Below are 25,048 nucleotides of genomic sequence, written 5' to 3' on the forward strand. Positions count from 1 at the left end.
ATCATTCGCGGTGACGGGAAAAACTGGCAAAAGTAGTCCTCAGATATTCAGCAAAAGCGTAAGCCACAACGGGTAACTGACGGTTCTGCAGAGACGCCAGTACTAGGTTGGCCGACGGGAAGCCGCGGTCTTCAATTTCCCGACTAACCAGATCGCTCTCCACGCGTGACACCCCGATTTCAATCTGAAAAGTCAGCGCTTGCTCATAGCGCAAATAACCGAGAAGAAATTCAAAACTGTTGCTCTCGATGGTTGGCCGCAACTTGATTGAGCGCTGCGCCAGAAACGCATCCAGTAACTGGCGACCGGCGATATCACGTGCAGGCAACACCAGGGGGTAGTCCAAGCATTGTCTTAGTTTAACCGCGCCTTTCTGCACGGCCAGCGGGTGGTCGCGATGCATGACCAGACACAGGGGCTGAGACAGCTCATCCAGACGCAGAATATCTGTCTCCGGGGTCAGGTGGAAAATAAGTGCCAGATCGGACTCAAAGGTGCGCAGTGAATCCAGAGCCCTGCTGTGATCGCCCACCTGTACCTGGAACTCAACCAGGGGATGCTTTTTCTTGAAGCCGGCAATTCTTTCAGGCAGAAAGGCTGCGGCTGCGGCCTGACTGACGACAATCCGGACGCAACCGCGGCGCAGCCCCTGCAAGTCTTCTATTTCGGAGCGCACCTGTTCAAGGTGAGCTGCGCGGCTACGGATGTAGTGCACGAAAAGTTCGCCCGCGGCTGTCAGACGCATGCCTCTGGGGAGTCGCTCAAACAGAGGCATGCCTAGCTCTGCCTCAAGGTCCTGTATGCGTCGATTCACCGCTGATGGCGCCACATGCAGGCGCTCGGCCGCTTGGCGAATCGAGCCCACGCGCGCCACCTCGTCCAGATAATGTAAAAAGCGAAGATGATTCAATTTCAGCTCCTGTGAACATGTTGTGGTAACTGATGCAGACGTTCCTATGGTTTACCGCCAAGCGCATGCCACATTTGCGCGCATGCGCGCCCTCCTGCGGTGCGGTTTCGCACTGACACGGACGCCAGTTCCTGGGGCTGGATCAGTTCCTAGTCACCACTAAGCCGCATCACAAGCGCCACGTGCGATCCCGGTAACGGCCAGGCTTCCCTCACACTGCGGGATTCAACCCATGCGTTGCCAAATCGGCAACGCAATGCTCGTCATAAGGTCGCTTTGTAGCAACGCAAATGGCATGCCGCCTGCTTTAGCTATGGCATGAATAAACGATCGGTTAGTCCCAAATCATCTGCACCCGCCACCTTCGGTCCGACGCGATGCAATGCCTGGCGCGTGAACGCGTCGGGCATCAGCCTGGTACGCCAGTCCCAGCCTGCGCAGCCCCTGCAGATCGAGGCCGACACCTGCACGCTCGAGTTGGACCTGACTCGTAGCCTGCTCATCATTGTGGATATGCAGAATGACTTCTGCCATCCGCAGGGTTGGTTCGCACAAAAAGGAGTGAGCATGCGTGCCACTCGCCGGCCGATTCCGGTGCTGAGAAAGCTTTTACCCGCCTGGCGACAAGTGGGCGCGCAGGTGCTGTGGCTCAACTGGGGTATCCGCGACGATCTGCTAAATCTGCCTGCCACCGTGCATTACAAGGGCAAGCGCACGGCCGACGGCGTCGGCTATGGCGAGCGCTCGCCAATCGACCATGGCTGCTCCGTGGTACAGGGAGAATGGGGCGCGCAGATCATCCCGGAGCTGGCGACTGAACCGACAGACATCCATGTGAACAAACATCGTCTCAGCGGCTTCTGGGATAACGAACTGGATTCACTGCTGCGCGCCAAGGGCATTACCACCTTGTTGTTCGCTGGCATCAATACCGACCGTTGCGTGTTTTCCACGCTGCAGGATGCAGCATTTCTCGGTTACGACTGCATCCTGCTCAAGGACGCCTGCAGCACGCCCTCCCCTGCGTATGTTTCCCGCGCAATTCATTATCTCGTGGAGCAGTGCCATGGCTTCGTCGCCACCGCCGCTGCCCTGCAACAATCCCTTGCATCACGTCATCAGGAGTAATGAGCATGAATCTACTTTCATATCGGCCCCGCATCTGGAAACAACTCACTGCCGCCACGCTTAGCCTTGGTCTGGCTCTCGTCAGCGCAGCGCCAGCGTCGGCGGCTACCGACATCGACCTGGTCCTGAACTGGAAATACGAAGGTGCTCAAGCCTGGTTCTTCCTGGCCGAGGACAAGGGCTATTTCAAGGAGCATGGCTTGAACGTCACTATTGACCAGGGTGAGGGATCGGCAGCTTCGGTGCCCAAGGTAGCTTCTGGCGTCTATGACGCAGGATTCGGCGACACTAACGCACTGATTCAACTGGCCGCTACGCAGCCAGAGCGTGCACCAGTAGGCGTCTACATGATCTACAACACCCCGCCTTTCGTGATTGCCGTTAAGTCTGATAGTCCGATCAAGGAGCCCAAGGACGTCGAAGGCAAGATCATTGGCGCTCCGGCTAATGATGCGGCGCTCAAGCTCTTCCCGGCATTTGCCGAGATGACTGGAATCGATCAGTCGAAAGTTACCATCAACAACATGGCTCCCAACCTGCGCGAGCAATTGCTGATGCGTGGCCAGATAGATGCAGCATTCGGTTACATCACCACCGTCAGCTTTAGCGCCAAAGGTATGGGTCTTGATCCGGAAAAAGAACTGCGCTTTATCCGCTATGGCGAGCACGGTATGGACCTGTACTCCAACTCGATCTTCTTTTCGCAAGAGTTTATTGCAGACAATCCCGATGCAGTGAGGGGCTTTCTGGCGGCAGTTAATCAGGCCATTCAGGATGCAATAGCCAATCCGGAAGAAGCCATGGACGCGCTGATGAAACGTGAGCCACTGCTCAATCGCAGCGTAGAAATGGACAAGATGCTTACTACCGTGCGTAACGATATGAGCCATCCGGAAATCGCCGAGATCGGCCTGGGTGATGTGGATGACGAACGTCTGAAAAAGAACATCGAAATCGTCGTGGCCGCCAACGCGCTGGAAAGCACTCCCGAGGTGAATCAGATTTTCGACCGTCGTTTTCTTCCCGAGCGCGCCATGCGCCCGAGCGAACTCTGAACCTGGCCTGGAGACCCGCATGAATCTTGATCTGAAAGGCAAGGTAGTGGTCATCACCGGCCCCGCCAAGGGCATGGGCCGGGCCGTGACACTGGCCTTTGCCCGTGAAGGCGCGCACTTAGTGCTTGCCGGACGCGACACCGCCGCCATCGAAGAGGTCACACAGGAACTTAACGCGATGGGTACCGAAACGCTGGTAGTCAAATGCGACATGACCTGCAGTGAACAGACCGAACGTCTGGCGACAGAAGCACTCGCGCTTTTCGGTCGTATCGACGTACTGGTCAATGTGGCCGGGGGCTCCGGCCCAATCGGCAAAACCGGGTGGGAAACCACCCAGGCTGAATTCGACGACATCGTGCAACTGAACATGACCGGCTGCTTCAACACCATGCGTGCGGTGATGCCTGCAATGATCGAGCAACGCGCCGGCAAGATTGTCAACGTGGGCGGCACTTTCGGCATGCGCGGACGTGCTGGGCGCATGGCCTACTCGGCGTCCAAATGGGGCCTGCGTGGCATTACCAAGAGTTTTGCCCTGGAGGCCGGTGCCTACGGCGTCAACGTCAACTGCGTTGCGCCGGGCATGGTCGATGGCCCGCGCTTCCGCGACAAGGTCTGCGCCAACATGGCCGAAAAGCTCGGCATTACCGCCGAGCAAGCAGCTGTCCGCCATGCCGAGGATTACGCGCTCAAACGCGTTTCAACCGATACCGACGTGGCCAACGCCTGCCTGTTTCTGGCCAGCGACGTCGCCCGTCAGATTACAGGAGTCGATCTGCCAGTAGATGGCGGATGGGCTCTGCTCTAGGAGGAAAGTCATGAGTCAAGTAGATCTGGTCATACGCGGTGCGCGCGTTGTGTCCGACCATCAGATAATCGAGGCTTCGGTTGCCATCGACGGAGAAATTATCGTTGCTGTCGGTCACGATGACCTGATGCCTTCTGCACGCGAAGTGCTGCAAGCCGACGGCATGTACTTGCTGCCCGGCGCTATCGACAGCCATGTGCATTTCCGTGACCCGGGTTACCCGCACAAGGAAACCTGGAAGACCGGCTCCGCTGCGGCAGTCTGTGGTGGCGTAACCACCGTATTCGAGATGCCCAACACCAACCCGCCGACCGGCACGGTCGAGGCCCTGAATCTGAAGTTGAAGGCGGCGGAATCGTCCTACGTGGATTTCGGTATTCATGGGCTGCTGGGTGACGACACCGTCGGCCATCTTGAAGAGCTGATTGACGCCGGCGTGACCAGCTTCAAGGCGTTTGTCGGCAACACCTTCGGCAACCTGCCCTCCCCCAGTGACGGCGCCCTCCTGGAAGGGTTTGAAAAGCTCGCGCCACTGGGTATTCGTACCGTCGTGCACGCGGAAAACTCGTCGATTCTGGCTCGTCGGCAGAAACGTATGCAGGAAGAAGGTCGCATCGATGCGCTGGCCCACCTGGCGGCGCGCCCCGTGGTCGCCGAAATCGAAGCCATCGGCCGCGTGCTGACGCTTGCGGAATGGACCGGAGCGCGGGTGCATATTGCCCACCACAGCGCTGCCGATTCGCTATTTCTGATTCGTGAAGCCAAGCGACGCGGTGTTGATGTAACGGTGGAAACCTGCCCGCAATATCTGCTGCTCAACACCGACCATGCCGATCATCTGGGCGGCATTCTGCGCCTGAACCCACCGATCCGCGAACCGCGCCACAACCAGCCACTCTGGGATGCCATGCTCGACGGCACCATCGACATGATCGCCACCGACCATGCACCCCATGCGCCAGAGGAAAAGACCCGTGCCAACATCTGGGAGTGCGACTGCGGTTTTCCCGGAATCGAAACCCAGATGGCGTTGATGCTTACCGAAGTCAATCGCGAGCGCGCGACGCTAATGGATTACGTGCGCTGGAGCTCGGTCAACCCGGCCAAGGCCTGGGGCATTTATGGCACCAAGGGCGTTATCGCACCTGGTGCACATGCAGATATCGCCGTGGTCGACATGAACAAGACCGGCATCCTGTCCGAAAACGAGCTGCAGAGCATCAGTAAAATCTCGCCCTGGGACGGTCGTGCGGTCAAAGGCTATCCGATCCATACCCTGCTGCGCGGCCGCTTTGTAATGCGCAACGGCAAACTGGTGCCCGAGACCGCCGGATGGGGGCGCTCAGTCAAGGGTATTCAAGCCATGCCCAAGGCCAAGCCGCTGAATACCGAGCATTACACCAGCGCCATTCTTAAAACGCCGGACGGCGTGCGGCTTACTGCCGAGCCGACGCGATGATAACCGCATCATCTACAGCAATTCAGCGAAGACAGGCCATGAGGAGTACCGCCCATGCTTGAAGGCAAATCAGCACGCACCTCGAATACGGTAATTGAGCTGTCTAATGTGACGGTGCGCTACGGCGGCGATATGGTCGCACTGGACAAGACCCGTCTGCACATCGACAAAGGCGATTTTGTTGCCCTGGTCGGTCCGAGTGGCTGCGGCAAGTCAACCATTCTCAAACTGGTTGCCGGCCTACTGGAGCCTACCGAAGGCGCTGCTATTGTCGGCGGTCGTGAGGTGGGCGCCATCGGCAGCCATGCCAAAAGGCTGGGCTTGGCGTTTCAGAATCCCACCATGCTGCCGTGGCTGAGCATTCTGGACAACGTGATGATCCCGCTGAAGATCGTTGAGCCCTTCCGTCAGGACTATCGACGCAAGAAAAATGGCGAGTTTCGCGAACGGGCTGAAGCGTTGCTGGAACAGGTCGGCCTCGCCGGTTTTGGCGGGAAACGCCCGTGGGAGCTGTCCGGCGGGATGCTACAGCGCGCCTCGCTGTGCCGTGCCCTGGTGCACGAGCCGGACATTCTACTGCTGGATGAACCCTTCGGCGCGCTGGACCAATTTACCCGCGAGGAGCTCTGGGACACCATGCAGGCACTGTGGATGGCCAAACGCCCCACGGTATTGCTGGTCACCCACGATCTGCGCGAATCGGCCTACCTGGCCAACCGTATCTGTGTCATGAGTTCACGCCCCGGTCGCATCATTCAGGATCAAAGCGTTGAGTTCGCCCGCCCGCGTACGCTGGAATCCAGCTATGAACAAAGCTTTACCACGCTGGTACAGGAGTTGCGCATGAGCATCGCCCATGCGCGCTCAGACGCCGATACGACCACGCCCGCGGCCACAACCCCAGCGGCGACACCGCGTATCAAGGAGGCTTCGCTATGAACCATGAAATGTCGCGTTTTCGACGCAATATGTTGTCGTTCTCCGCCATGGTCTTCTTCTTTCTGGCGTGGGAGCTGATCTGCCGGGTATTCGGTGTTTCCGAACTAGTACTGCCGGTGCCCAGCCAGATTGCGGCGGTATTGATCGACAAGATGCCGATCCTCTGGCCGCACGCTCAGCAGACGCTGATGACAACCTTGATCGGCTTCTTCCTGGGGGTGGTCATCGGACTGTTCATTGGCGTAATCATCGGTTCTTCACGTATCGCCTACGATATCGCCTACCCGCTACTGGTGGGTTTTTCGAGCATTCCCAAGGTCGCGGTAGTACCCATCTTTGTTGTCTGGTTCGGCTCCGGTACTATTCCGGCCATTCTTACTTCCATGGTTATCGGCATCTTCCCGGTGGTGGTCAATGTAGCCACCGGCCTGGCCACCACAGAGCCGGAACTGGAGGACGTGCTGCGCGTACTGGGCGCGAAGAAGCGCGACATCCTCTGGAACGTGGGCCTGCCACGCACCATGCCCTATCTGTTTGCCTCACTGAAAATCGCGCTGACCTCGGCGTTTATCGGCACCGTGCTGGCGGAAACCATCGCCTCTAACAAGGGCATCGGCAACGTCATGATGATCGCCAGCGGCAACTTCGATGTACCTCTGGTGTTTGCCGGCTTGTTCATTCTGGCGGCTATGGGTGTAGCGCTCTACTCCATCTCCGCACTGGTGGAAAACCACTTTACCCGCTGGACTCAACGCTAAGCAGCCAGGGAGCTTCGTAATGCAGAATTCAACTACACCGCTGCGCAGTATTGCCGTGTTCTCCGGCTCCAATTTTGGCGGGTCACCTGAGTACACCGAACAGGCCAGAGCGCTGGGCAGCGAAATCGCCCGACGCGGTATAACGCTGGTCTACGGCGGCACGACCAAAGGTCTGATGGGCGTGGTGGCCGACGCTGCCCTCGCCCAGGGCGGCGAAGTGATTGGTGTGATCAATCAGCGCCTATTCGACCGGGGGCATCTGCATCCCGGGCTCAGCGGCCATGAAGTTGCCGAGAACATGCGTATGCGCAAGGCACGCATGAGCGATTTGGCTGATGCCTTTATCGCGCTGCCTGGCGGACTCGGCACATTGGAAGAATTGTTCGAGGTGGCCACGCTGACCCAGCTCGGTGATCACAGCAAGGCTTTTGCCTGCTTAAACGTACGGCAGTTTTTTGAGCCCTTACGCGCTCTTCTCGGCCACGCCCAGCAGGAAGGCTTCATGAAGGTTGAGCACGCCGAGATGATCATCATCGAATCCGACCCGGGCCAGTTATTGGACCAACTGGCCGAGTGGCGCGCGCCGACCGTGACCAAGTGGATAGACCAGCCCGGTTCCTGAGCCCGAATCGGGAACCTCTTAGCCAACAGGAAACAGCATGACCACGATCAAGATCACTGCCGGCGGTTTCGAATTTCTCGCCGAAGGCCACCCAGACGCACCCGACACCCTGGCGGCTTTTTTGCGACTACTACCCTATCGGCAGAAATTCATCCATGTGCGCTGGAGTGGCGAAGGCTGCTGGGTGCCTTTGGGTGAGTATCAACTGAACAATGCCGGCCAGCCGGTGGGCTTCGAAAACCATACCAGCCACCCCTCGGTGGGCGACATTCTGTTCTACCCCGGCGGTTATAGCGAAACGGAAATCATCATGGCCTACGGCGCCTGCAGCTTTTCCAGCAAGCTTGGTCCGTTAGCTGGCAATCATTTCCTGACCATTACCGAGGGCCGCGAGAACCTGCGGGCGCTCGGTTTGAAGGCGCTGTGGGACGGCGCTCAAGACGTCACTTTCGAATTGGCCTGAGGCCGAAGCCATTTTTTGAACAAGGTAGCAAAACCATGAAAACACGCGTAACACGGCTGCCTGCCAGCGCCCCGGATGATACTTCCGCGCTGGTCAAGGCCATTGAGGCACAGCAGATCGACCCCAACCAGGTCATTGCCGTACTCGGAAAGACCGAGGGCAACGGCTGCGTAAATGACTTTACCCGCGCCTTCGCCACCAGCACGTTGAAAACCTTCTTTGCTCGGCAACTGAAGCTAAAGGAGTCGCAGGTCGACGAGCGCATTGCCTTTGTCATGTCCGGCGGCACCGAGGGTGGCCTAAGCCCGCACTGGCTGGTATTCGAAGTCGACAGCAACAGCCCCTCCGTGGCGGACGGCTTGCCCGGTCTGGCCGCCGGAGTGGCCTTCACCCGCGATTTCAAGCCGGAGGAAATAGGCCGCAGCGCGCAGGTATCGCTGACCCGCGAAGCGGTGCTACAGGCCATGACGGCAGCCGGAATTCAAAGGGTAGAGGATGTGCATTTTGTCCAGATCAAGTGCCCACTATTAACCGCTGCACGCATCAACAATGCCGCGACCCGTGGCCATAGCGTCGCCTGCCACGATACTTACGAGTCCATGGGCTACTCGCGTGGCGCCTCGGCCCTTGGTGTGGCGGCAGCACTGGGCGACTTACCGGACGGTGCGGTCAGCGATGAGCAAATTTGCCGCGACTGGTCACTCTACTCCACCCGAGCCAGCACCTCGGCCGGAATCGAACTGCTGCGCAACGAAGTCCTGGTGCTCGGCAATGCGCCTGGCTGGGATCCAGAATTCCGGATCGGCCATGCGGTGATGAACGATGCACTGGATGTGCTGGCGATTGATCGGGCGTTGGCCAGCATGCCGGACGGCGGCAGCATCGAGCTGACTCCAGAGCGTCTCGCCGGGCTGCTGGTCAAGGCCGAACCCTCGGCCTCGGGCAATATTCGCGGTAATAGGCACGTAATGAGCGACGACAGCGACATCAACGGCTCGCGCCATGCGCGGGCGCTGGTCGGCGGCGTGTTGGCAGGTCGTCTAGGTGATACGCAACTGTTCGTATCTGGCGGTGCGGAACATCAGGGCCCCAATGGTGGCGGGCCGTTGGCCTTGATCGTGCGCACCTGATCACCGCAGCGAGATCAGGCCTGTTGAACGCTGTTGCGCGCCTCGGACAGCATCGACAGGCTAATCTTGCGCACCTCTATTTTGCTGTGCTCGATATGCGAACGCAGCAGCATCTGCGCCTCGTCCCGCTTACGAGCAACCAGCGCGGCCAGGATGCGTGCATGTTCGTTATAGGTTTCCTCAATTCGCGCGCTCTTGAGGAAGTCCAGCCGCCGCACAATGCGTATTCGGTCACACACCTCGGCGTGCACACGCATCATTTCGCGGTTACCGGCAGCCGCGAGCAGTCCGCAGTGAAAGGCTTCATCCAGGTCGGCGACCAGCTTCATGCCATGTTCGCGCTGCTCCGGCGGCACCATCCATACACGGTTAAGCTCCGCCAGCGCGCTGGCCGGATCCGGCAGCCCGCACAGGCGCTCAATCGCAACGCTCTCCAGTGCCACACGCAGATCGTAGAGCTCGTCGATCTGATCAAAGTCCAATGGCTTGACCGTCCAGCCGCGACGAAACCCTACCTCCAGGTACCCCTCGCGTTCCAGACGGTAGAGCGCGTCGCGCACAGGCGTACGCGAGACCTGGTAGCGTGCAGCCAGTTCGGTTTCGCTGAAGCGGTCATGGGGCAACAGTTGGTAGTCGAAGATTTCCTGCTTCAACCGTAGGTAGATCTGTTGCGCCAAGGCATTGGTCTGGGGCTTAGGAATGGCGTCACCTGTCGGGCAAAAATGCCTTGTCAAAGGGTACTGAGATCAACACTAACGTGCGCTGCAACCACTTTCCAGCCATCGGTAAAACGTACCCAGGTCTGCATCTGCCGGCCAGTACGATCGGTTTCGCCATCACTGAATTCGGTGCTGACCGTGGCATAGGCTTCAGCAAAAGTGGAAATCACCGTATTACGCAGCGTGCGCCCAGGCCCGACGCGGGTGCATACCCGGCGGTACGCGGCGATAGCCTGTGCACCGTAGAGATTTTCTGCCACGCCGTAGCGCACGGTCTGCTCGCTGTCCCAGAAATAACCGTCGAGTACGCTCAGTTGATTGTCCAGCAGTGCCCGTTCGTATTCTTCAAAGGCTAATCTGACCGCTTCGACTACATGGGGCAAGTTGATTTGCGGATCGGTTTTCATCGTTTACCCTCGTTCAATGCATCGTATGTCAATGCATCGTGCAGTGCCGCCAACGTGGCGGTGTGCCCGACAATCCCGCCCTGGGCTACGATCATGTCCAGCGTCGCCTGCTTGAATGCGGGAAAGTAACTTTCGGTAGCGTCCTCGATCAGCAGGCAGCGATAGCCGCGATCATTGGCCTCCCGCATGCTGGTCTGCACGCAGACTTCGGTGGTCACGCCGGCAAAGATCAGATACTCGACGCCCTGCGCAACCAGCCTGTCCCCCAGGCCGGTCGCGTAGAACATCCCCTTGCCCGGTTTATCGACCACCCATTCATCGGCGATCGGCGCCAGTGAAGGGATAATCTGATTGCCCGGCTCGCCGCGCACCAGAATGCGCCCCATCGGACCCGGATCGCCGATGCGGAGTCCGGCAGCGCCCGCTGTACGCTTGGAGGCGGCACAGTCCGACAGATCCGGCAAGTGCGACTCGCGGGTATGGATTACCAGCATGCCTTCCTCCCGAGCCAACACCAGCAGCGACTCTACCGTGGGCACAATGGCCTGTAGCAGACTGACATCGTTGCCCAAGGCGGCCCCGAAGCCACCCGGTTCGAGAAAATCGCGCTGCATGTCGATGATCACCAACGCGGTGCGCGCGGGATCGAAGCTGAATGTCGCGGGTTTGGCCGCCACGGCAATCATGCCGCACCTGCCGCGTGGTCACCGCCGGCCATATAGCGGCCCAGGGTGGCACGGTCTGCATGCTCGGCAGCCACCTCGAAATTAATCTCACCCTCATGGATCACCAGAATGCGATCGGACATCTCCAGCAGTTCATCCAGATCCTCACTCAGCAGCAGCACCGCCGCCCCCTGAGCCCGGGCATCGCGCAGACGCTGATGGATAATCGCCACCGAGGCGAAATCCAGACCGAACACCGGGTTGGAAACGATCAGCGTGCGCACGTCATGGGTCAGCTCCCGGGCCAATACCGTACGCTGTACATTTCCGCCAGACAGCGTCCCGACAGGCCGAAGCGGGTCCGCCGGACGCACGTTAAAGCGCTCGATCAGTTGTGCAGCCTGCGCTTGGATGGCCCTTCGATTGATCAGCCAGCCCTGGCGGCACAGCGGCGCCTGGTCGAAATTGCGCAGAGCCAGATTGTCGGCCACGCTCATGCTGGCGATACAGGCATTGCGCAGCGGTTCTTCCGGCAGACTGAAGACCTTCTCCCGCTGCATTTCCTCACGGCTGGCCTTGTAGCGTGCGCCACTGATGCGAATTTCTCCGCTGACGGTTTGCCGCTGCCCGAGTAACGCTTCGGTTAGCTCACGCTGACCATTACCGGAAATGCCGGCAATGCCGACGATTTCGCCGGGGCGTACGTCCAGCGATAGCGTGCTCACCGCCAGCGTGCCCTTATCATTGGCCACGCTCAATTCACGCACCTCCAATCGGGGTGCAGCGCTGCGGTCAACCGGCTGTTGCCGGACTGGCTCGGCCGCCGCCTCGGAAGCACCCATCATCCAGGTGGCCAGCTCCTCTTGCGAGGTAGCGCTGACCTGAGCGCTGCCGACTAGACGCCCCTTGCGCAATACGCTGACATCGTCCGCAAAGCGCGATACCTCGGCAAACTTGTGGGTAATCATCAGCACCGAAATGTCACCGCGATGGGCCATGTCACGCATCAGGCCCAGCACCTCCTCAGCCTCCTGGGGCGTCAGTACCGAGGTCGGCTCATCCAGAATAATCAGATGCCGCTCCAGATACAGCTGCTTGAGGATTTCCAGCTTTTGCTTTTCGCCTGCGGCCAGGGAGCTGACTGGACGCTCGATATCCAGCCGGAACGGCATGCGCTGCATGAATTCGTTGAGCCGTTTGCGCTCCAGTGGCCAGTTGATCCGCCAGTTCAGGTCACCACGTGATAGCACTAGGTTCTCCGCCACGCTAAGACCCGGAGCCACGGTAAAATGCTGGTAGACCATGCCGATACCCAAGGCATGGGAGTCGCGCGGCGTGCGAATTTGCTGCTGACGGTTGTTGACCAGCAACTCGCCGTCATCCAGCGGGCCATAACCGACAATGCCTTTTACCAGCGTGCTCTTGCCGGCGCCATTCTCCCCCAGCAGCGCATGCACGGTACCGGCGCGCACCGACAGGTCTACCTCCGCCAGCGCCTGAAAGCTGCCGAAGGATTTGCTCGCGCCGATAATCTCCAGGCTGAGCGCACGCATGCTCAACGCTCGCTCAGCAGCTCGACGAGCGACGTCGAGTCTGAGACCGCACCGAACACGCCGCCCTGCATCTTGACCATGTGCACCGCCGCCAGGTGATTGCCTGGGTCAGTGGCACCACAGCAGTCTTCCAGCAACAGGCACTCGAAGCCGCGATCGTTCGCCTCGCGCATGGTGGTGTGCACGCAGACGTCGGTGGTAATGCCGCACAGAATCAGGTTCTCGATGCCGCGAACGCGCAAGATCAGCTCCAGGTCGGTGGCGCAGAACGAACCCTTACCGGGCTTGTCGATGATCACTTCGCCGTCCAGCGGCTGCAGCTCTGGAATCAGCTCCCAGCCTGGCTCGCCCCGCACCAGAATGCGGCCGCAGGGACCTGCGTCGCCGATACCGGCACCGATCCGCTGGGAACGCCAGCGCTTGTTCGCCGGCAGATCAGATAAATCGGGGCGATGCCCCTCGCGGGTATGGATAATATGGAAGCCCTGCTCACGCATCATATTGAGCACGCGGCTAATCGGCTCGATCGGCGCGCGCACCGCTGCCAGGTCGTAGCCCATAGTGTCAACATAACCACCCTCACCGCAGAAATCAGTCTGCATGTCGATGATGATCAGCGCAGTATTGGCCGGGTGCAACTGGCCGTTGTACGGCCAGGGATAGGGGTCGGAAGATAGAAAACGCTGGCTCAAGTTGATCACTCCTGGCTATCCGGGTGGTAAGTGCGCTCGGGTGTGGCAAAACCGCAGGCGCTGCCATCGGTGTGGACGATCTCGCTTTCCCATGGCAGCCGGTACCGGCCGGCCGCGAGGTCGTGCATATAGGTGTAGGGGCAATCCTGCGCGCCACCTTTGACCGCCACATAACCGCGGTGGCCGAATTGATAGATATTGTTCTCCACGCCCCAGTGCTTGCGCGCTTCACGGACCAGATCCGGACGCAGCTCGCAGGACACGATCTCGTCTGCTCGTCCACCGCCTTCGGCCATGGGCGTACCGTCGAAATCGACGAACATGGCTTCGCCCATGGAGTCGAAGGTGCCATCTGAGCCGCACATGCATACGCTCGCGGTCTGCATCAGGTTGGTAAAGGAGTTGACCTGGTTGGTGATTTTCCAGGAATGTCGAATGGGAGCGGTATAGCCTGCGGTGCGGATCATGATCTCCGCACCCTTGTAGGCGCACTCGCGGGCCATTTCCGGGAACATGCCGTCATGGCAGATAATCAGTGCCAGCTTGCTACCGCGCGGACCGTCGCAGACCGGAATGCCCAAGTTGCCTGGCTCCCATGGTTCGACCGGCACCCAGGGGTGCAGCTTGCGGTAGTAGAGGCGGACTTCGCCGATATCGTCGACGACAATGCCGCTGTTGTAGGGATTGCCGTGCGGGTTGGCCTCCATGATTGAAAAGCAGCCCCAAATGCGGTGCTCGATACAGGCTTGTTTCAGCGCCGCCACTTCCGGCCCGTCCAGCGTGCACATAATGTCTGGCGAGGTGTCCATCGACAAACCGTGCAGCGAGTACTCGGGAAACACGATCAGATCCATGTTCGGCATGCTGCGCCGTGCCTTGCCAACCATCGCCACGACCTTCTGTGTCTGGGTCCAGAGTTCGTTACGGGTATGCGGGTCGGGCAAGGTTAATTGTGCCAACCCGATCACCACGCCATTGGGCGATTTGTTCAACCCACCTAATCCACTAGCCATATCAGTTACCTCTATCGATTGAGACTGAGCTCACCTGGAGCTCCCGTCAGTGTGCGGTTTGGACGGCAGGTGGCGAGCATCACCGCCATCGTCAGGATGTAGGGTGCAGCGCTATACAGGTAGTAGCCCGAGCTGATGCCTACCGACTGCAAAGCCGGGCCGATAGCACCGGCAGCGCCGAAGACCATCGAGGCCCACAGGCAGTTCAGCGGCTGCCAACGGGCAAAGATCACCAACGCAACAGCCATTAGACCCTGCCCACTGGACAGCCCTTCATTCCAGCTGCCGGGGTAATAGAGCGACAAGTAGGAGCCACCAACGCCAGCCAGAAAGCCGCCCACTGCCGTCGCCATAACACGCACCCGCAGGGGTCGGTAGCCCAGCGCCTGGGCCGATTCCGAGTGATCTCCTACCAGCCTCAATACCAACCCCCAGCGAGTACTGCGCAAGCCCCAGTGCAGGAAAAACGCCAGCACCACGCCGATAAAAAACAGCATGTTGATGTTCAGTGCCGAGCGGATGCTGGGATTATCACTCCAGGCGCCTAGCGAGATGGACGGCAGCATCGGAGCCTGAGGTTGGATAAAGGCCTTGCCCAGAAAAAACGCCAGCCCGGTGCCTAGCAGCATCAAGGCGATGCCGAAGGCAATGTCGTTGACCCGCGGTAGAGAGCAGACGATGCCGTGTAGCAAGCCGAGCAACAGTCCGGCGCCGCCCGCCGCGAGTACGCCGGTCCAGGCAGAGCCCGATAGAAAGGCCACGGCATAACCGGTCATCGCGCCGGCCACCAGAATGCCTTCCAGGCCCAGGTTGATACGCCCGCTTTTTTCCGTCAGGCACTCGCCCAGGCTGACGAACAGGAAGGGAGTACCCACCCGCACCGCGCCGGCCAAAAGGGCAAGCAGAAAGGTTGCCAGATCCAGGTCACCCATGTTGCACCTCTACGCCCTTGACCTTGTTGGCATGTTCTTCAAGTGCAATACGCCATTGGGTCATTCTCCCCACCAGGGCTTCCCAGGCCAGCAGGTTGGTGAACAGCAGGCCCTGCAGAATCAGCGTGGTGGCGTCGGGCAGGTCCAGTCGGCGCTGCAGCAAACTGCCACTGGCTTCGATACCACCCACCAGCGTGGCGCAAACGATAATGGCCAGCGGATTATGCCGAGCGGCAAAGGACACCAGAATGCCGCTGATGCCATAACCGACGATCAGTGAGGCGTTGGCACTTCCTTGCACCGCGCTGACTTCATACATGCCGGCCAAGCCCGCCGCCGCACCGCCGAGCACGCAGGTCAGAATCACCAGGCGGTTGACCGGCAGACCCAGCATGCGCGCAGTGCGCACGTTGCCACCCACCACATCCAGGGCAAAGCCTTTGACGCTGTGGCGAACAAGTACATAAGCCATCACACAGGCAATGATGCCGGCGACCAGCCCCCAATGAACGCGGAAGGAATCCTCACTGATCACTCCGATCATCAACGAATAGTCCAGCCCCACGGTGGACGGTTTGTTCAGACTCGAAGGATCACGCAGCGGCCCTTCGACCAGATGGTTGAACAGTGCGATGGCGATGTAGGACAGCAACAGGCTGCCGATGGTCTCGTTCAACCCGCGTTTCTGCCGCAACCAGCCATTCAGCCCGATCCAGAAGCCGCCAACCAACATCGCCGCCATCCCCATGGCGATCAGCGTGGCCATCGGTGGCAGACCGGTGAGCCATAAAGGCACAGTTGCGGCCGCCAACCCGCCCAGTACCAGCGCGCCTTCGCCGCCGATGATGATCAAGCCGGCGCGCGCTGGCAGCGCCACACACAGCGCTGTCAGCATCAACGGCGCAGCACGCTGCAGGGTGCTCTCCCAGGCGAAGGAAGAGCCGAATGCCCCTTCAAATACCAGCCGCACAGCCTCCACCGCCGGCTTGCCCTGAAAGGCCAGGAACAGCACAAACAGCACAAATGAGCTGATGATTGACAACAGGGTAGGCAGGCCGGGCAATGCCAGCCTGGCCAACCTGCATGCAAGAATGTGTGGATTCATGGGTCAGATATCGCCGCGCACGCCTTCGACCAGATAGTTCATCTGCTCCAGTACCACATCGGTCTGACCCAGTGATTCGCCTTCGGCCAGTATCACATTGCCCTTGTTATCGTTCAGCGGTCCTTTAAACAGGGTGAACTCACCGGCAATCATCGACGCCTTGACCGCATCGGCCTGCTGGCGCGCCGCAGCAGTCACGTTGCTGCCGTAGTCCGAGGCCTTGACGAATCCTTCGGCCAGACCACCACGCAGGAAATTATTCATGGTGCGATCTTGCTGAGCCGCTTCGACGTGGGCACGGTAAGGCGTTTCCCAATTCCATTCGGCACCGGTCAGGTAACCGTTGGGGGCCAGTGCCGCCTGGCTGGCATGGTAGCCGCAGCTCATCACGCCGCGCCTTTCGGCCGTCTCGACGATTACCTTGGGGCCGTCCACATGGCAGGTCAGTACATCACAACCCTGGTCGATCAGACCGTTGGCGGCTTCCGCTTCACGCACCGGCAGCGACCAATCACCAGTAAAGATCACGGTGGTAGTAATCTCCGGATCGACCGAACGGGCCCCGAGGGTGAAGGCGTTGATGTTGCGTAGTACCTGGGCAACCGGTTTCGCAGCAATAAAGCCGATGCGCTTGGATTTGCTCATGTGCCCGGCAACCACGCCGTTTAGGTACTGGCCCTCATCGATATAACCGAAGAAGCTGCCAACATTCTTTGGGTGCTTGCTCTCGTCCCACAGACCGCCGCAATGTGCGAAACGCACATCCGGGTAGCGCTGAGCCACACGTAGGACATGGGGGTCGAAGTAGCCGAAAGAGGTGGCGAAGATCAGTTCGGCACCATCCTGGCGGATCATCGCCTCCATAGCCTGCTGCACGGCGGAGGTTTCCGGCACGTTCTCCTCTTCAATCACCGTGACATTGGGCATGCTGCGGATGATGCGTGCGGCCTGAGCATGAGCTTGGTTGTAACCGAAGTCATCCCGGGCGCCCACATAGACAAAACCGACCACGAGTGGCTTGTCCGCAGCACGGGCAAAGCTGAACGGCATGGCCGCAGTGATGCCGATAAGGCTAGCAAGTTTGAGGAATTTACGACGATTTAGATCCGACATGGCAGAGTATCCTTAGCTTGATGTAGTCATGTGTTCAATCATGTATACATGCTGCAAAGCAGGATATGTGCCAGCATTAAGCCCTCTAGAATAGGCATTTCGACGTATTTTTTTGCTGCATAACGGGGCACATCTGAAATACTTGCACGGCATTGGGGCGCGCGTTCAAGTTGCGAGCCCCCCTCCGCATTCCGTAAACGTCATAAACGTTATTTCAAGCCATAATCCATTACTCGCCTCCACGCTCCGTTCATGTAGTCGATATGCTGACGGATGTTCTGCCTCGCGATTATGTTCAAAGACATTTCCCGGCACCCCGGATGACGGAGGTCGTGAGACACTGTGTGCCTGTAAATAATGAGTGAGTGCGTATGACTAGCAATGTAAAACAATCCAAGGCTTCGCTCCCAGGTTGGCTAAAAGCGTTTTTCTTGATAGTACTGATCGTGGCCATGGCGGCTGTTATATGGACCCAGCTACCGCGTTCAGGCATATCCACCGACCTGTCAGTTGTTGGTGGTGACAAACCGGTACTGGTGTTGACTCGGGATGTAAATTTTCTGAATGGTGCTGGGGTGCTGGATCTGTTGCGCGAGATGGAGCCCGAGTACAGGGAAGCCATCCCGTTCAGGATTGCCCACCAAGGCCAACCCGCTGGCCAGGCGTTTGCCCGCAAATACCAAACCCAGGACGGAGATCTGGCGTTGATTGATAGCGACGGTAAACTGATTGGTCGGATGGTCCAGCCGCAGAACTCGGCTGAAATAGCCCAGCTCCTCCCTAGACCAACTACCCTCTGATGATCCATTATCGACCAATAGCTAATGCCAACGGGCAGCGTCTCTGAGTTATACCTTGCCCAATAACAATAAAACAGGAATGGTCAAGTGAATACTAAAGGAACAGTCGCTCTAGCGACCCTATTGTTAAGCAGCCTGCTACCCCAAGGATTGGCTGCCGCAGAACCCCTGCTGCTGGGCCTTAACGCACCGCGTTCAGGTGAGTACCAGCAGGAAGGTTTGATGCAGACGCGCGGTGCCATGATGGCTATTGACGAGATTAATCTGGCTGGGGGTGTGCTACAGCGCCCGCTGGCACTTCTGGAACGTGATACCGCGTCCAAGCCTGCAAAAGCCGTTACCAATGTCGATGAATTAGCCGCCGAAGGCGCCCGCATGTTGTTTGGCGGTGCGTCTAGCGCAGTAGCTATTGCTGCAGGTAAACGTGCTCGTGACTATGGGCTGATTTATTTCGGGACGCTAACCTATTCCAATGATACGACCGGAAAGGATGCGCATCGTTATATGTTTCGCGAAAGCTATAACGCCTGGATGGCCTCCAAAGTGCTCGCGCAGCACTTGAATGAACACATGCCCGACAAGAACTATTTCTACGTCACCGCTGATTACACCTGGGGGCACACTACCGAACAGTCCATGCGCCATTTTACCGCGACTGATAACGTCCAGGACCATGGCCGTGCACTGATCCCCTTCCCCGGTTCGATGCAGAAAGACCTGCGGGCGGCGATGCAAGCGGCCCTTGACAGCAAGCCTGATGTTTTGGTTCTGGTACTGTTCGGTGATCAAATGGTTAAGGGTATGCGCATGGCACACCAGATGGGCCTCACGCAGAGCACCCAGGTGGTGGTGCCTAATCTGACGTTGAGTATGGTTGAACAGGCTGGGCCTGCGCTGATGGAAGGCGTATTGGGTGCATCACCCTGGACCTGGAACGTTCCTTACGTATACGACCACCCTCGCGGGCAAGCCTTTGTAGAACGTTTTGTCGAGCTCTATCAAACCTACCCTTCGACCTCGGCCGCCTCTGCTTACAGCATCGTTTACCAATGGGCTGACGCAGTCGAACGCACCCGCAGTCTGGATAGTGAGCGCCTGATCACCGCTCTGGAGGATCACCAATACCAGCTCTTGAAAGACCCTCAAACATGGCGCGCCTTTGATCACCAGAATGTACAGACGGTTTATGCAGTCAAAATCAACCCGCGTGCTCAGGTCATGAAAAATCCATTGCGTCAGGACTACTTTGAGCTACTGGCTGCGATGCCGGGGGAAGACGCAGCCATCACCAGAGAACAATGGGGGGCTGAACGGCGCGCTCATAATGAGCCGGAGCAGCTACGTTAACTGGTTCGCTATTACATAGTTCGCAGCTAAGCAGTTGGCCCGCGCTAAAATCAGACCAAGCTATCGATAGCCGCCAAACGCAAGCCCCGCTCCCAACTGAATGTGCAGTTGCGGCCCTGCTGTTTGGCCGCATACAAGGCCTGATCGGCGCGGTCGGCCAGATCATAGAGATTCTCTCGTTCATCCAGCGTCGCCTCCGCCACGCCAATGGATACGGTCACCTCAAACTGCTTCCCCTTGTTCGCGATAGCGACCTGCTGCCATCCCTTACGGATACGCTCTGCTAGGTGTAGTGCTTGATCCTGCGGGGTATCTGGGAGCAGCACAACAAACTCCTCGCCACCGAAGCGGCAAACGAGGTCAGCTACCCGCGTATGGTCGATGAGATGCTGCGCGAATTTTACCAACACGCCATCACCGACCTTGTGACCGTGATCATCGTTGATCAACTTGAAATGGTCCAGATCCATCAGCAACAAGGTTACCGGCCGACCATTGCGCTGCCCGGCCATTAGCATTCTGACTGCTGCCTCTTCGAACGCCCGACGGTTAAACAGACCCGTCAAGGGGTCGACCGCCGCCTGACGCCGGAGAACATCCTGAAGGCTGCGAGTGGTCAGGACGATACACAGCAGAGTGAAGCCGTAAACAAAGGCAATCCCCTCCATATAGTTCAGTGACTCGATCTCCGCCGCAGCCTGAAAACTTTCTGCGCCGATAAGCGAGCGGTCCAGCAGGTAGATGAAAAAACGTCGGAGATAAACCAGCCCATGTACTGACCACAATAGCGTCCAGAGCCAGAACAATGAGCGCTGAAAGCCAGACAATAGCCGCATTTCGCGCACAGATAGGACGCAGATCACAACGACAATAACGCTGTGAAGCTGCGTGCTGAAGCGAAAAGAATCACGCAAAATGAAGAACAGCAACCCTTGTACTAATAGAATTGCCAGCATCACTTTGGCAAAGCCCCAGTACTCGTTCCCGTCCCGATAAACCCGGGTGCCCCACCAGAGTATGAAATAGGCTTGGGAAATAACGGCGGCGCTGACCCATAACGGCAACGGCGGGCTGGCCACCTGGAGGATCAGGCCGACAACAAACACGGCCAAACCAAGTGTCCAGTAGCGTATCGCCCTTATCTGGCGATTAAGCGCCGCCGCAACAAACAACCCTGACACCGACAGGGCCGTCGTAAAGGCCAGCACCAGCATCAGGGTAGTTACGTCCAGCATTCCTATCTACTCAACTCCTGCTTATCCATGCACTGAGGATAGAGTAAAGCCGATTTTCTGGCTAGCAAGCCTAAGCCTTTCCCTCGATTCTGACTCTGAACCAAAGGGCATAGAGTGCGGGCAGAAACAGCAAGGTGATCAGCGTGCCCACCAGGGTTCCGCCAATCAACACATATGCCATCGGCCCCCAGAATGCGTCTTGTGCCAAGGGCACAAAGGCTAACGCTGCAGCCAGTGCGGTGAGCAGCACCGGCCGGGTACGCTGCACGGTCGCCTCGATCAACGCGTTGAACTGACCCATCCCTCCAGCCAAGTTGTCATCAATCTGTTTGGTCAGAATTAGCGTATTGCGCATCAAAATTCCCGCCAGCCCGGTCAACCCCAGCAGCGCGACGAAACCAAAAGGCTGATTGCCCACGATCAGTGCCAGAGTCGCGCCGATAACACCCAGAGGCGCCGTCGCCAACACCATAAAAGTGCCGGAAAAGCTCCGCATCTGCAGCATGATAACGATCATCATCAGGGCAATCATGATCGGCTGTACCTTGCTGATTGAGGCCTGCCCCTTGGCCGACTGCTCTACCGAACCACCGATTTCCAGGTGGTAGTCGGCCGGTAACTGCTCACGCAACTCGGCCAATTGCTCCCACAATGCCCAGGTCACATCCGGCGGTTGCGCACCACGCACGTCGCCCTGGACAGTAATAAAGGGCTCGCGGTTATAGCGTTTGAGCACGGGATCCTCGCTGACCATCTCAATCAGGCCAGCCTGTTGCAAGGTAATATTGCGCCCATCAGCGGTGCGCAGTGGCAGGTCGGCAAAGTCCTTGATGCCCTCAGGCAGACCACGCATCACCAGTTGCACGCTACGTACGTCCTCGCGCAATACCGTCGCGGGCATGCCGCCCCATTGAAACTGCAACTGCCGTGACAGCTCGCGCGGCGTCAGGCCAATCGAGCGCAGGCGCTCATTATCCAGCTTCAAGCGTGCAACCGGCACCCGCTCCGCCCAGTCCAGATTGGCGTTGAAGACCGCAGGATGCGCAGCCATGATCTGCCGTACTTGGCCTGACAGTTCCCTGAGCACGTTGGTGTCAGGGCCCATGACGCGAAAGCTGACCGGCCAAACGACTGGGGGTCCAAACACCAGTTGGTGAACCCGCACCCGTGCTTCGGGGAACTCCCCAGCAGCGACCCGTTCGCGCAAGGCGCGAATCAGTTGGTCACGCCCGGCATCATCGCGGGCAATCGCTACCAGCTTGGCGAACGCCGGATTAGGCTGTTCGGGATTGAGCGACAGGAAAAACCGCGGTGCGCCGGCGCCAACATAGGTAGACAGCGACACGACCTCTTCCTGCCCCTTGAGTACGGCTTCCAGACGCCGGGCGACCGCATCAGTCGCCGCAATGCTAGTGCCTTCGGGCATAAACACCTCGACCAGCACTTCAGGCCGATCCGATGACGGAAAGAACTGCTTCTGCACCAACCCACCCATCGCCAGCACCGCCAACACGAACAGCCCCACAGTCGCCAGCACCACGCTTTTCCGATAGCGCACGCAGCCCTCGATCAGTCGCCGGAAGCGCTGGTAACCGCGTGTATTGTAGGTCTGCGCATGATCAGTGTGTGGCGTCTTGACCTCTTTCAATAGCGCCACACCCAGCCAGGGCGTAAACACCACAGCGACGAACCAAGAGGCCAGTAATGCAAAGGCCAGCACCCAAAAAATGTTACCTGTGTATTCTCCGACCCCTGACTTGGCAAACCCGATAGGCACAAAGCCGATTACCGTCACCAGCGTGCCGGACAGCATCGGCGCGGCCGTCACCGTCCAGGCGTGCGCCGCAGCACGCACCTTGTCCCAGCCCTCCTCCATCTTCACCAGCATCATTTCGATGGCAATGATCGCATCGTCCACCAGCAGGCCCAATGCAATGATCAGTGCGCCCAAGGTAATCCGGTCCAGGTTCATGCCGCGCATCAGCATCAACAGGAAGGTGATGCCCAGCGTCAGCGGCACCGCGATGCCGACAATCAGCCCAGGGCGAAGCCCCAGGCTGACAAAGCTCACCAGCATAACCACCAGCACTGCGATCAGGAACTTGATCTGGAACAGCTCAACCGCCCGAGTAATGGCTTCGCGCTGGTTGGTGACCTGACGCAGTTCCATGCCCAGCGGCAGCGAGTCGGCCAGCTCGTGATAGGTATTGGACAGAAGCTCGCCTACGTCCAGACCGTTTTCACCTTTCCGCAAAACCACACCCAGCAGCAGCGCATCGTCACCGAAAGCTCTGACCATATAGCTCGGTGGGTCCTCATAACCGCGCACCACTTCGGCCACATCACCAAGACGAATCAAGCGGCCGTCGACGCGCAAGGGAACATCACGTATCGCTTCCAGATCGGCCAGGTCAGCATCGATCCGCCAGTACAGACGGCTACCCTGGGTCTCGATCAAACCTGCAGGTAACAGCCGATTGTAGGCTTCAAGCGCGTCGGCAATCTGTTCCAGGGTCAGCCCCAGCTGGGCCAGTCGGTAGGCGTCCAAATCCACAAATACACGGGCAGGTTGCTCTCCGATAATTCTGACCTTCTGTACACCTTCAACCCGGTTGAAACGATCACGTAGCGTCTCTGCTTCACGCACCAGTTGGCGTTGCGGCATACCCGGAGCGGTCAGGGAATACAGCGAGAAGTACACATCGGAAAAGTCATCATTGACGAACGGGCCCTGTACGCCTGGGGGCAACTGCGGCGCCTCGTCCTGCATGCGCTTGCGCACTTCATAGAACAGGCTGGGCAACTCCTTAGAGGGAGTAAAATCTTCGAAGGATACCTGCATGGTTAGCAGGCCCGGCCGCGAGGTGGACTCTATCTTGTCAAAATAGGCCACCTCCATGATACGTTTCTCTAGCGGATCAGCGACCTGTTGCTGCATCTGCTCGGCGCTGGCACCCGGCCAACTGACCGACACGACCATGGCCCGCACCGAGAATTGCGGATCCTCAGCTCGGCCCAGGGCAAAGAAAGCATACAATCCCGCCAACGCCACCAGCAGTAAAAAGAACAGCGTGACCGACTTCTCCCGCACCGCATGCGCCGAGAGATTAAAGCGCAGCGGATCCAGGCTCATGGCATAACCTCAACCGCCTGCCCTGGCTCCAGCAAGTGTGCACCGAGAGCAATAATACGGGTCTCGCTGGGGAGATCGCTGTGGATATAGGCCTGCTCGGTATCCATGCGCCGCAGCGTAACGGGCTGGAACTGCACATGCCCCTCCGCCACCACCCACACACCCATCCCCTGGCCCCTATCAATCAAGGCGCCAACAGGGACCTGCTGTAGCGCCTTGCCATTCAACGCCTGAACCAACTCCAGGGTGACGCTGCTGCCCAGCGACCAGGCTTGTGGGTCGCCCTCGATGGCAAAGCGGGCGCGCCAACTGCGGGTCAGCGGATCGGCTGAGCCTGAGATTTCACGCAAGCTAGCATTGGCCTGCTGATCGTGGGAGTACAGTTGTACGCGTGCGGTCTTTGGCAATTCACTGCGGCGCCGCTCTGGCACATAGACTTCCACATCACGGGGCCCATCATAGGCCAGCCGGGCTACCGGCATACCTGCGGACACCACCTGACCGATCTCACCGCTGACCTCCAGCAATATGCCGCTGGCCGGCGCTTTAAGCTCTACGTAGCCACTGGCGCTGCGCGCCTGAGCAAGTTGTGCCTGAGTTGCCTTGACGCTTTCGCTGGCCGCGCTGGCGGTCGCGCGTGCATCTTCGTAGGCCTGTTGCGGGACAAGGTCCTGCTGGCGCAGAGTATCCAGACGCCGGCGATTGGCTTCAGCGTTGTCTGCTTGAGCGCGAGCCGACTGCAGCGCAGCCTGCGCAGCAGAAAGCTGCTGTCGAATATCAGCGGGATCGAGCTTCAACAGCACATCACCGGCCTCAACGTGCTGGCCGGCCTGCACCAAACGCTCGTTGATCTGACCCGCCAAGCGGAATCCCAGCTCGGCTTCGTTGCGTGATTGCACCGTACCACTGAGCGTCCAGGTCTGATGATCTGCCGACTCAATTACCGCCGTTCTGACCTTGACCGACGAATTCGGCTCACGTTGTGCGTTATTCTGCTCAGCGCCGCAGCCGTACAGGAAAAATACTGCCAAGGTCGCAAGGGATAAAACCCGCATGGCC

General features: G+C 58.8%; 24 protein-coding genes. 11 read left to right on the top strand and 13 right to left on the bottom strand.

The window, feature by feature from the left end:
- Window position 1: 1 nt before the first annotated feature.
- Entirely contained in the window at window positions 2–910 is a 909-nt protein-coding gene (locus tag K787_RS0109980) for a LysR family transcriptional regulator (protein ID WP_022962660.1), read from the bottom strand.
- 318 nt (window positions 911–1,228) lie between these two features.
- On the opposite strand from K787_RS0109980, the gene K787_RS0109985 reads away from it, so the two are divergent.
- From K787_RS0109985 to atzD, 9 genes are read left to right on the top strand one after another with little or no spacing between them, the layout of a single operon-like run.
- Entirely contained in the window at window positions 1,229–2,038 is an 810-nt protein-coding gene (locus K787_RS0109985) for a cysteine hydrolase family protein (protein WP_028614810.1), read from the top strand.
- 5 nt (window positions 2,039–2,043) lie between these two features.
- Complete coding sequence (locus K787_RS0109990) at window positions 2,044–3,093, top strand: ABC transporter substrate-binding protein (protein ID WP_022962662.1); 1,050 nt, start codon at window positions 2,044–2,046, stop codon at window positions 3,091–3,093.
- A gap of 19 nt (window positions 3,094–3,112) precedes the next feature.
- Complete coding sequence (locus K787_RS0109995) at window positions 3,113–3,904, top strand: SDR family NAD(P)-dependent oxidoreductase (RefSeq protein WP_022962663.1); 792 nt, start codon at window positions 3,113–3,115, stop codon at window positions 3,902–3,904.
- 10 nt (window positions 3,905–3,914) lie between these two features.
- Complete coding sequence (gene allB, locus K787_RS22740; RefSeq protein ID WP_022962664.1) at window positions 3,915–5,363, top strand: allantoinase AllB; 1,449 nt, start codon at window positions 3,915–3,917, stop codon at window positions 5,361–5,363.
- A 54-nt stretch (window positions 5,364–5,417) separates the two neighbouring features.
- Window positions 5,418–6,302 (top strand): ABC transporter ATP-binding protein, encoded by an 885-nt coding sequence (locus K787_RS0110005; protein WP_022962665.1) that lies wholly within the window; start codon window positions 5,418–5,420, stop codon window positions 6,300–6,302.
- A complete protein-coding gene (locus tag K787_RS0110010) occupies window positions 6,299–7,060 on the top strand; it encodes an ABC transporter permease (protein WP_022962666.1) in 762 nt (253 codons plus the stop codon). The genes K787_RS0110005 and K787_RS0110010 overlap by 4 nt, the downstream gene beginning before the upstream one ends.
- Before the next feature lie 19 nt (window positions 7,061–7,079).
- Complete coding sequence (locus tag K787_RS0110015) at window positions 7,080–7,682, top strand: LOG family protein (protein WP_022962667.1); 603 nt, start codon at window positions 7,080–7,082, stop codon at window positions 7,680–7,682.
- 37 nt (window positions 7,683–7,719) lie between these two features.
- Window positions 7,720–8,145, top strand: a complete 426-nt coding sequence (locus K787_RS0110020) for a DUF3830 family protein (protein WP_022962668.1) — start codon at window positions 7,720–7,722, stop codon at window positions 8,143–8,145.
- 35 nt (window positions 8,146–8,180) lie between these two features.
- On the top strand, window positions 8,181–9,275 hold the full coding sequence (gene atzD / locus K787_RS0110025) for a cyanuric acid amidohydrolase (protein WP_022962669.1): 1,095 nt from the start codon (window positions 8,181–8,183) through the stop codon (window positions 9,273–9,275).
- A 14-nt stretch (window positions 9,276–9,289) separates the two neighbouring features.
- On the opposite strand, the gene K787_RS0110030 is transcribed toward atzD, so the two are convergent.
- From K787_RS0110030 to K787_RS0110070, 9 genes are read right to left on the bottom strand one after another with little or no spacing between them, the layout of a single operon-like run.
- Window positions 9,290–9,976: a GntR family transcriptional regulator gene (locus K787_RS0110030; protein ID WP_040640933.1), complete on the bottom strand. Its 687-nt coding sequence runs from the start codon at window positions 9,974–9,976 to the stop codon at window positions 9,290–9,292.
- A gap of 29 nt (window positions 9,977–10,005) precedes the next feature.
- Window positions 10,006–10,401 (bottom strand): oxalurate catabolism protein HpxZ, encoded by a 396-nt coding sequence (gene hpxZ, locus K787_RS0110035; protein WP_022962671.1) that lies wholly within the window; start codon window positions 10,399–10,401, stop codon window positions 10,006–10,008.
- Complete coding sequence (locus tag K787_RS0110040; protein ID WP_022962672.1) at window positions 10,398–11,087, bottom strand: cysteine hydrolase family protein; 690 nt, start codon at window positions 11,085–11,087, stop codon at window positions 10,398–10,400. The genes hpxZ and K787_RS0110040 overlap by 4 nt, the downstream gene beginning before the upstream one ends.
- Entirely contained in the window at window positions 11,084–12,619 is a 1,536-nt protein-coding gene (locus K787_RS0110045; protein ID WP_022962673.1) for an ABC transporter ATP-binding protein, read from the bottom strand. Before K787_RS0110045 ends, K787_RS0110040 begins: the two co-directional genes overlap by 4 nt.
- 2 nt (window positions 12,620–12,621) lie before the next feature.
- On the bottom strand, window positions 12,622–13,311 hold the full coding sequence (biuH, locus tag K787_RS0110050) for a biuret amidohydrolase (protein WP_028614812.1): 690 nt from the start codon (window positions 13,309–13,311) through the stop codon (window positions 12,622–12,624).
- A gap of 5 nt (window positions 13,312–13,316) precedes the next feature.
- On the bottom strand, window positions 13,317–14,324 hold the full coding sequence (locus K787_RS0110055) for a formamidase (protein WP_022962675.1): 1,008 nt from the start codon (window positions 14,322–14,324) through the stop codon (window positions 13,317–13,319).
- 11 nt (window positions 14,325–14,335) lie between these two features.
- Window positions 14,336–15,256: an ABC transporter permease gene (locus K787_RS0110060; protein WP_022962676.1), complete on the bottom strand. Its 921-nt coding sequence runs from the start codon at window positions 15,254–15,256 to the stop codon at window positions 14,336–14,338.
- Window positions 15,249–16,361, bottom strand: a complete 1,113-nt coding sequence (locus K787_RS0110065) for an ABC transporter permease (RefSeq protein WP_022962677.1) — start codon at window positions 16,359–16,361, stop codon at window positions 15,249–15,251. The genes K787_RS0110060 and K787_RS0110065 overlap by 8 nt, the downstream gene beginning before the upstream one ends.
- 3 nt (window positions 16,362–16,364) lie before the next feature.
- Window positions 16,365–17,474: a BMP family ABC transporter substrate-binding protein gene (locus tag K787_RS0110070; protein WP_022962678.1), complete on the bottom strand. Its 1,110-nt coding sequence runs from the start codon at window positions 17,472–17,474 to the stop codon at window positions 16,365–16,367.
- Between the two features lie 371 nt (window positions 17,475–17,845).
- Between K787_RS0110070 and K787_RS0110075 the strand changes: the two genes are divergently transcribed.
- Both K787_RS0110075 and K787_RS0110080 read left to right on the top strand, forming a co-directional pair.
- Entirely contained in the window at window positions 17,846–18,274 is a 429-nt protein-coding gene (locus K787_RS0110075; protein WP_022962679.1) for a hypothetical protein, read from the top strand.
- Between the two features lie 123 nt (window positions 18,275–18,397).
- Window positions 18,398–19,621 carry a substrate-binding protein gene (locus tag K787_RS0110080; RefSeq protein WP_022962680.1) on the top strand — a complete coding sequence of 408 codons (1,224 nt, stop codon included), beginning with the start codon at window positions 18,398–18,400 and terminating at the stop codon, window positions 19,619–19,621.
- Window positions 19,622–19,671: 50 nt separating this feature from the next.
- On the opposite strand, the gene K787_RS24295 is transcribed toward K787_RS0110080, so the two are convergent.
- The 3 genes from K787_RS24295 to K787_RS0110095 form a co-directional block, all read right to left on the bottom strand.
- Window positions 19,672–20,856 (bottom strand): GGDEF domain-containing protein, encoded by a 1,185-nt coding sequence (locus K787_RS24295; RefSeq protein WP_022962681.1) that lies wholly within the window; start codon window positions 20,854–20,856, stop codon window positions 19,672–19,674.
- 70 nt (window positions 20,857–20,926) lie between these two features.
- Window positions 20,927–23,989, bottom strand: a complete 3,063-nt coding sequence (locus K787_RS0110090; RefSeq protein ID WP_022962682.1) for an efflux RND transporter permease subunit — start codon at window positions 23,987–23,989, stop codon at window positions 20,927–20,929.
- Entirely contained in the window at window positions 23,986–25,044 is a 1,059-nt protein-coding gene (locus K787_RS0110095) for an efflux RND transporter periplasmic adaptor subunit (protein ID WP_022962683.1), read from the bottom strand. Before K787_RS0110095 ends, K787_RS0110090 begins: the two co-directional genes overlap by 4 nt.
- Window positions 25,045–25,048 lie beyond the last annotated feature (4 nt).

It is taken from the genome of Halopseudomonas pelagia CL-AP6 (genome assembly GCF_000410875.1).
Classification (GTDB): Bacteria; Pseudomonadota; Gammaproteobacteria; order Pseudomonadales; family Pseudomonadaceae; genus Halopseudomonas; species Halopseudomonas pelagia.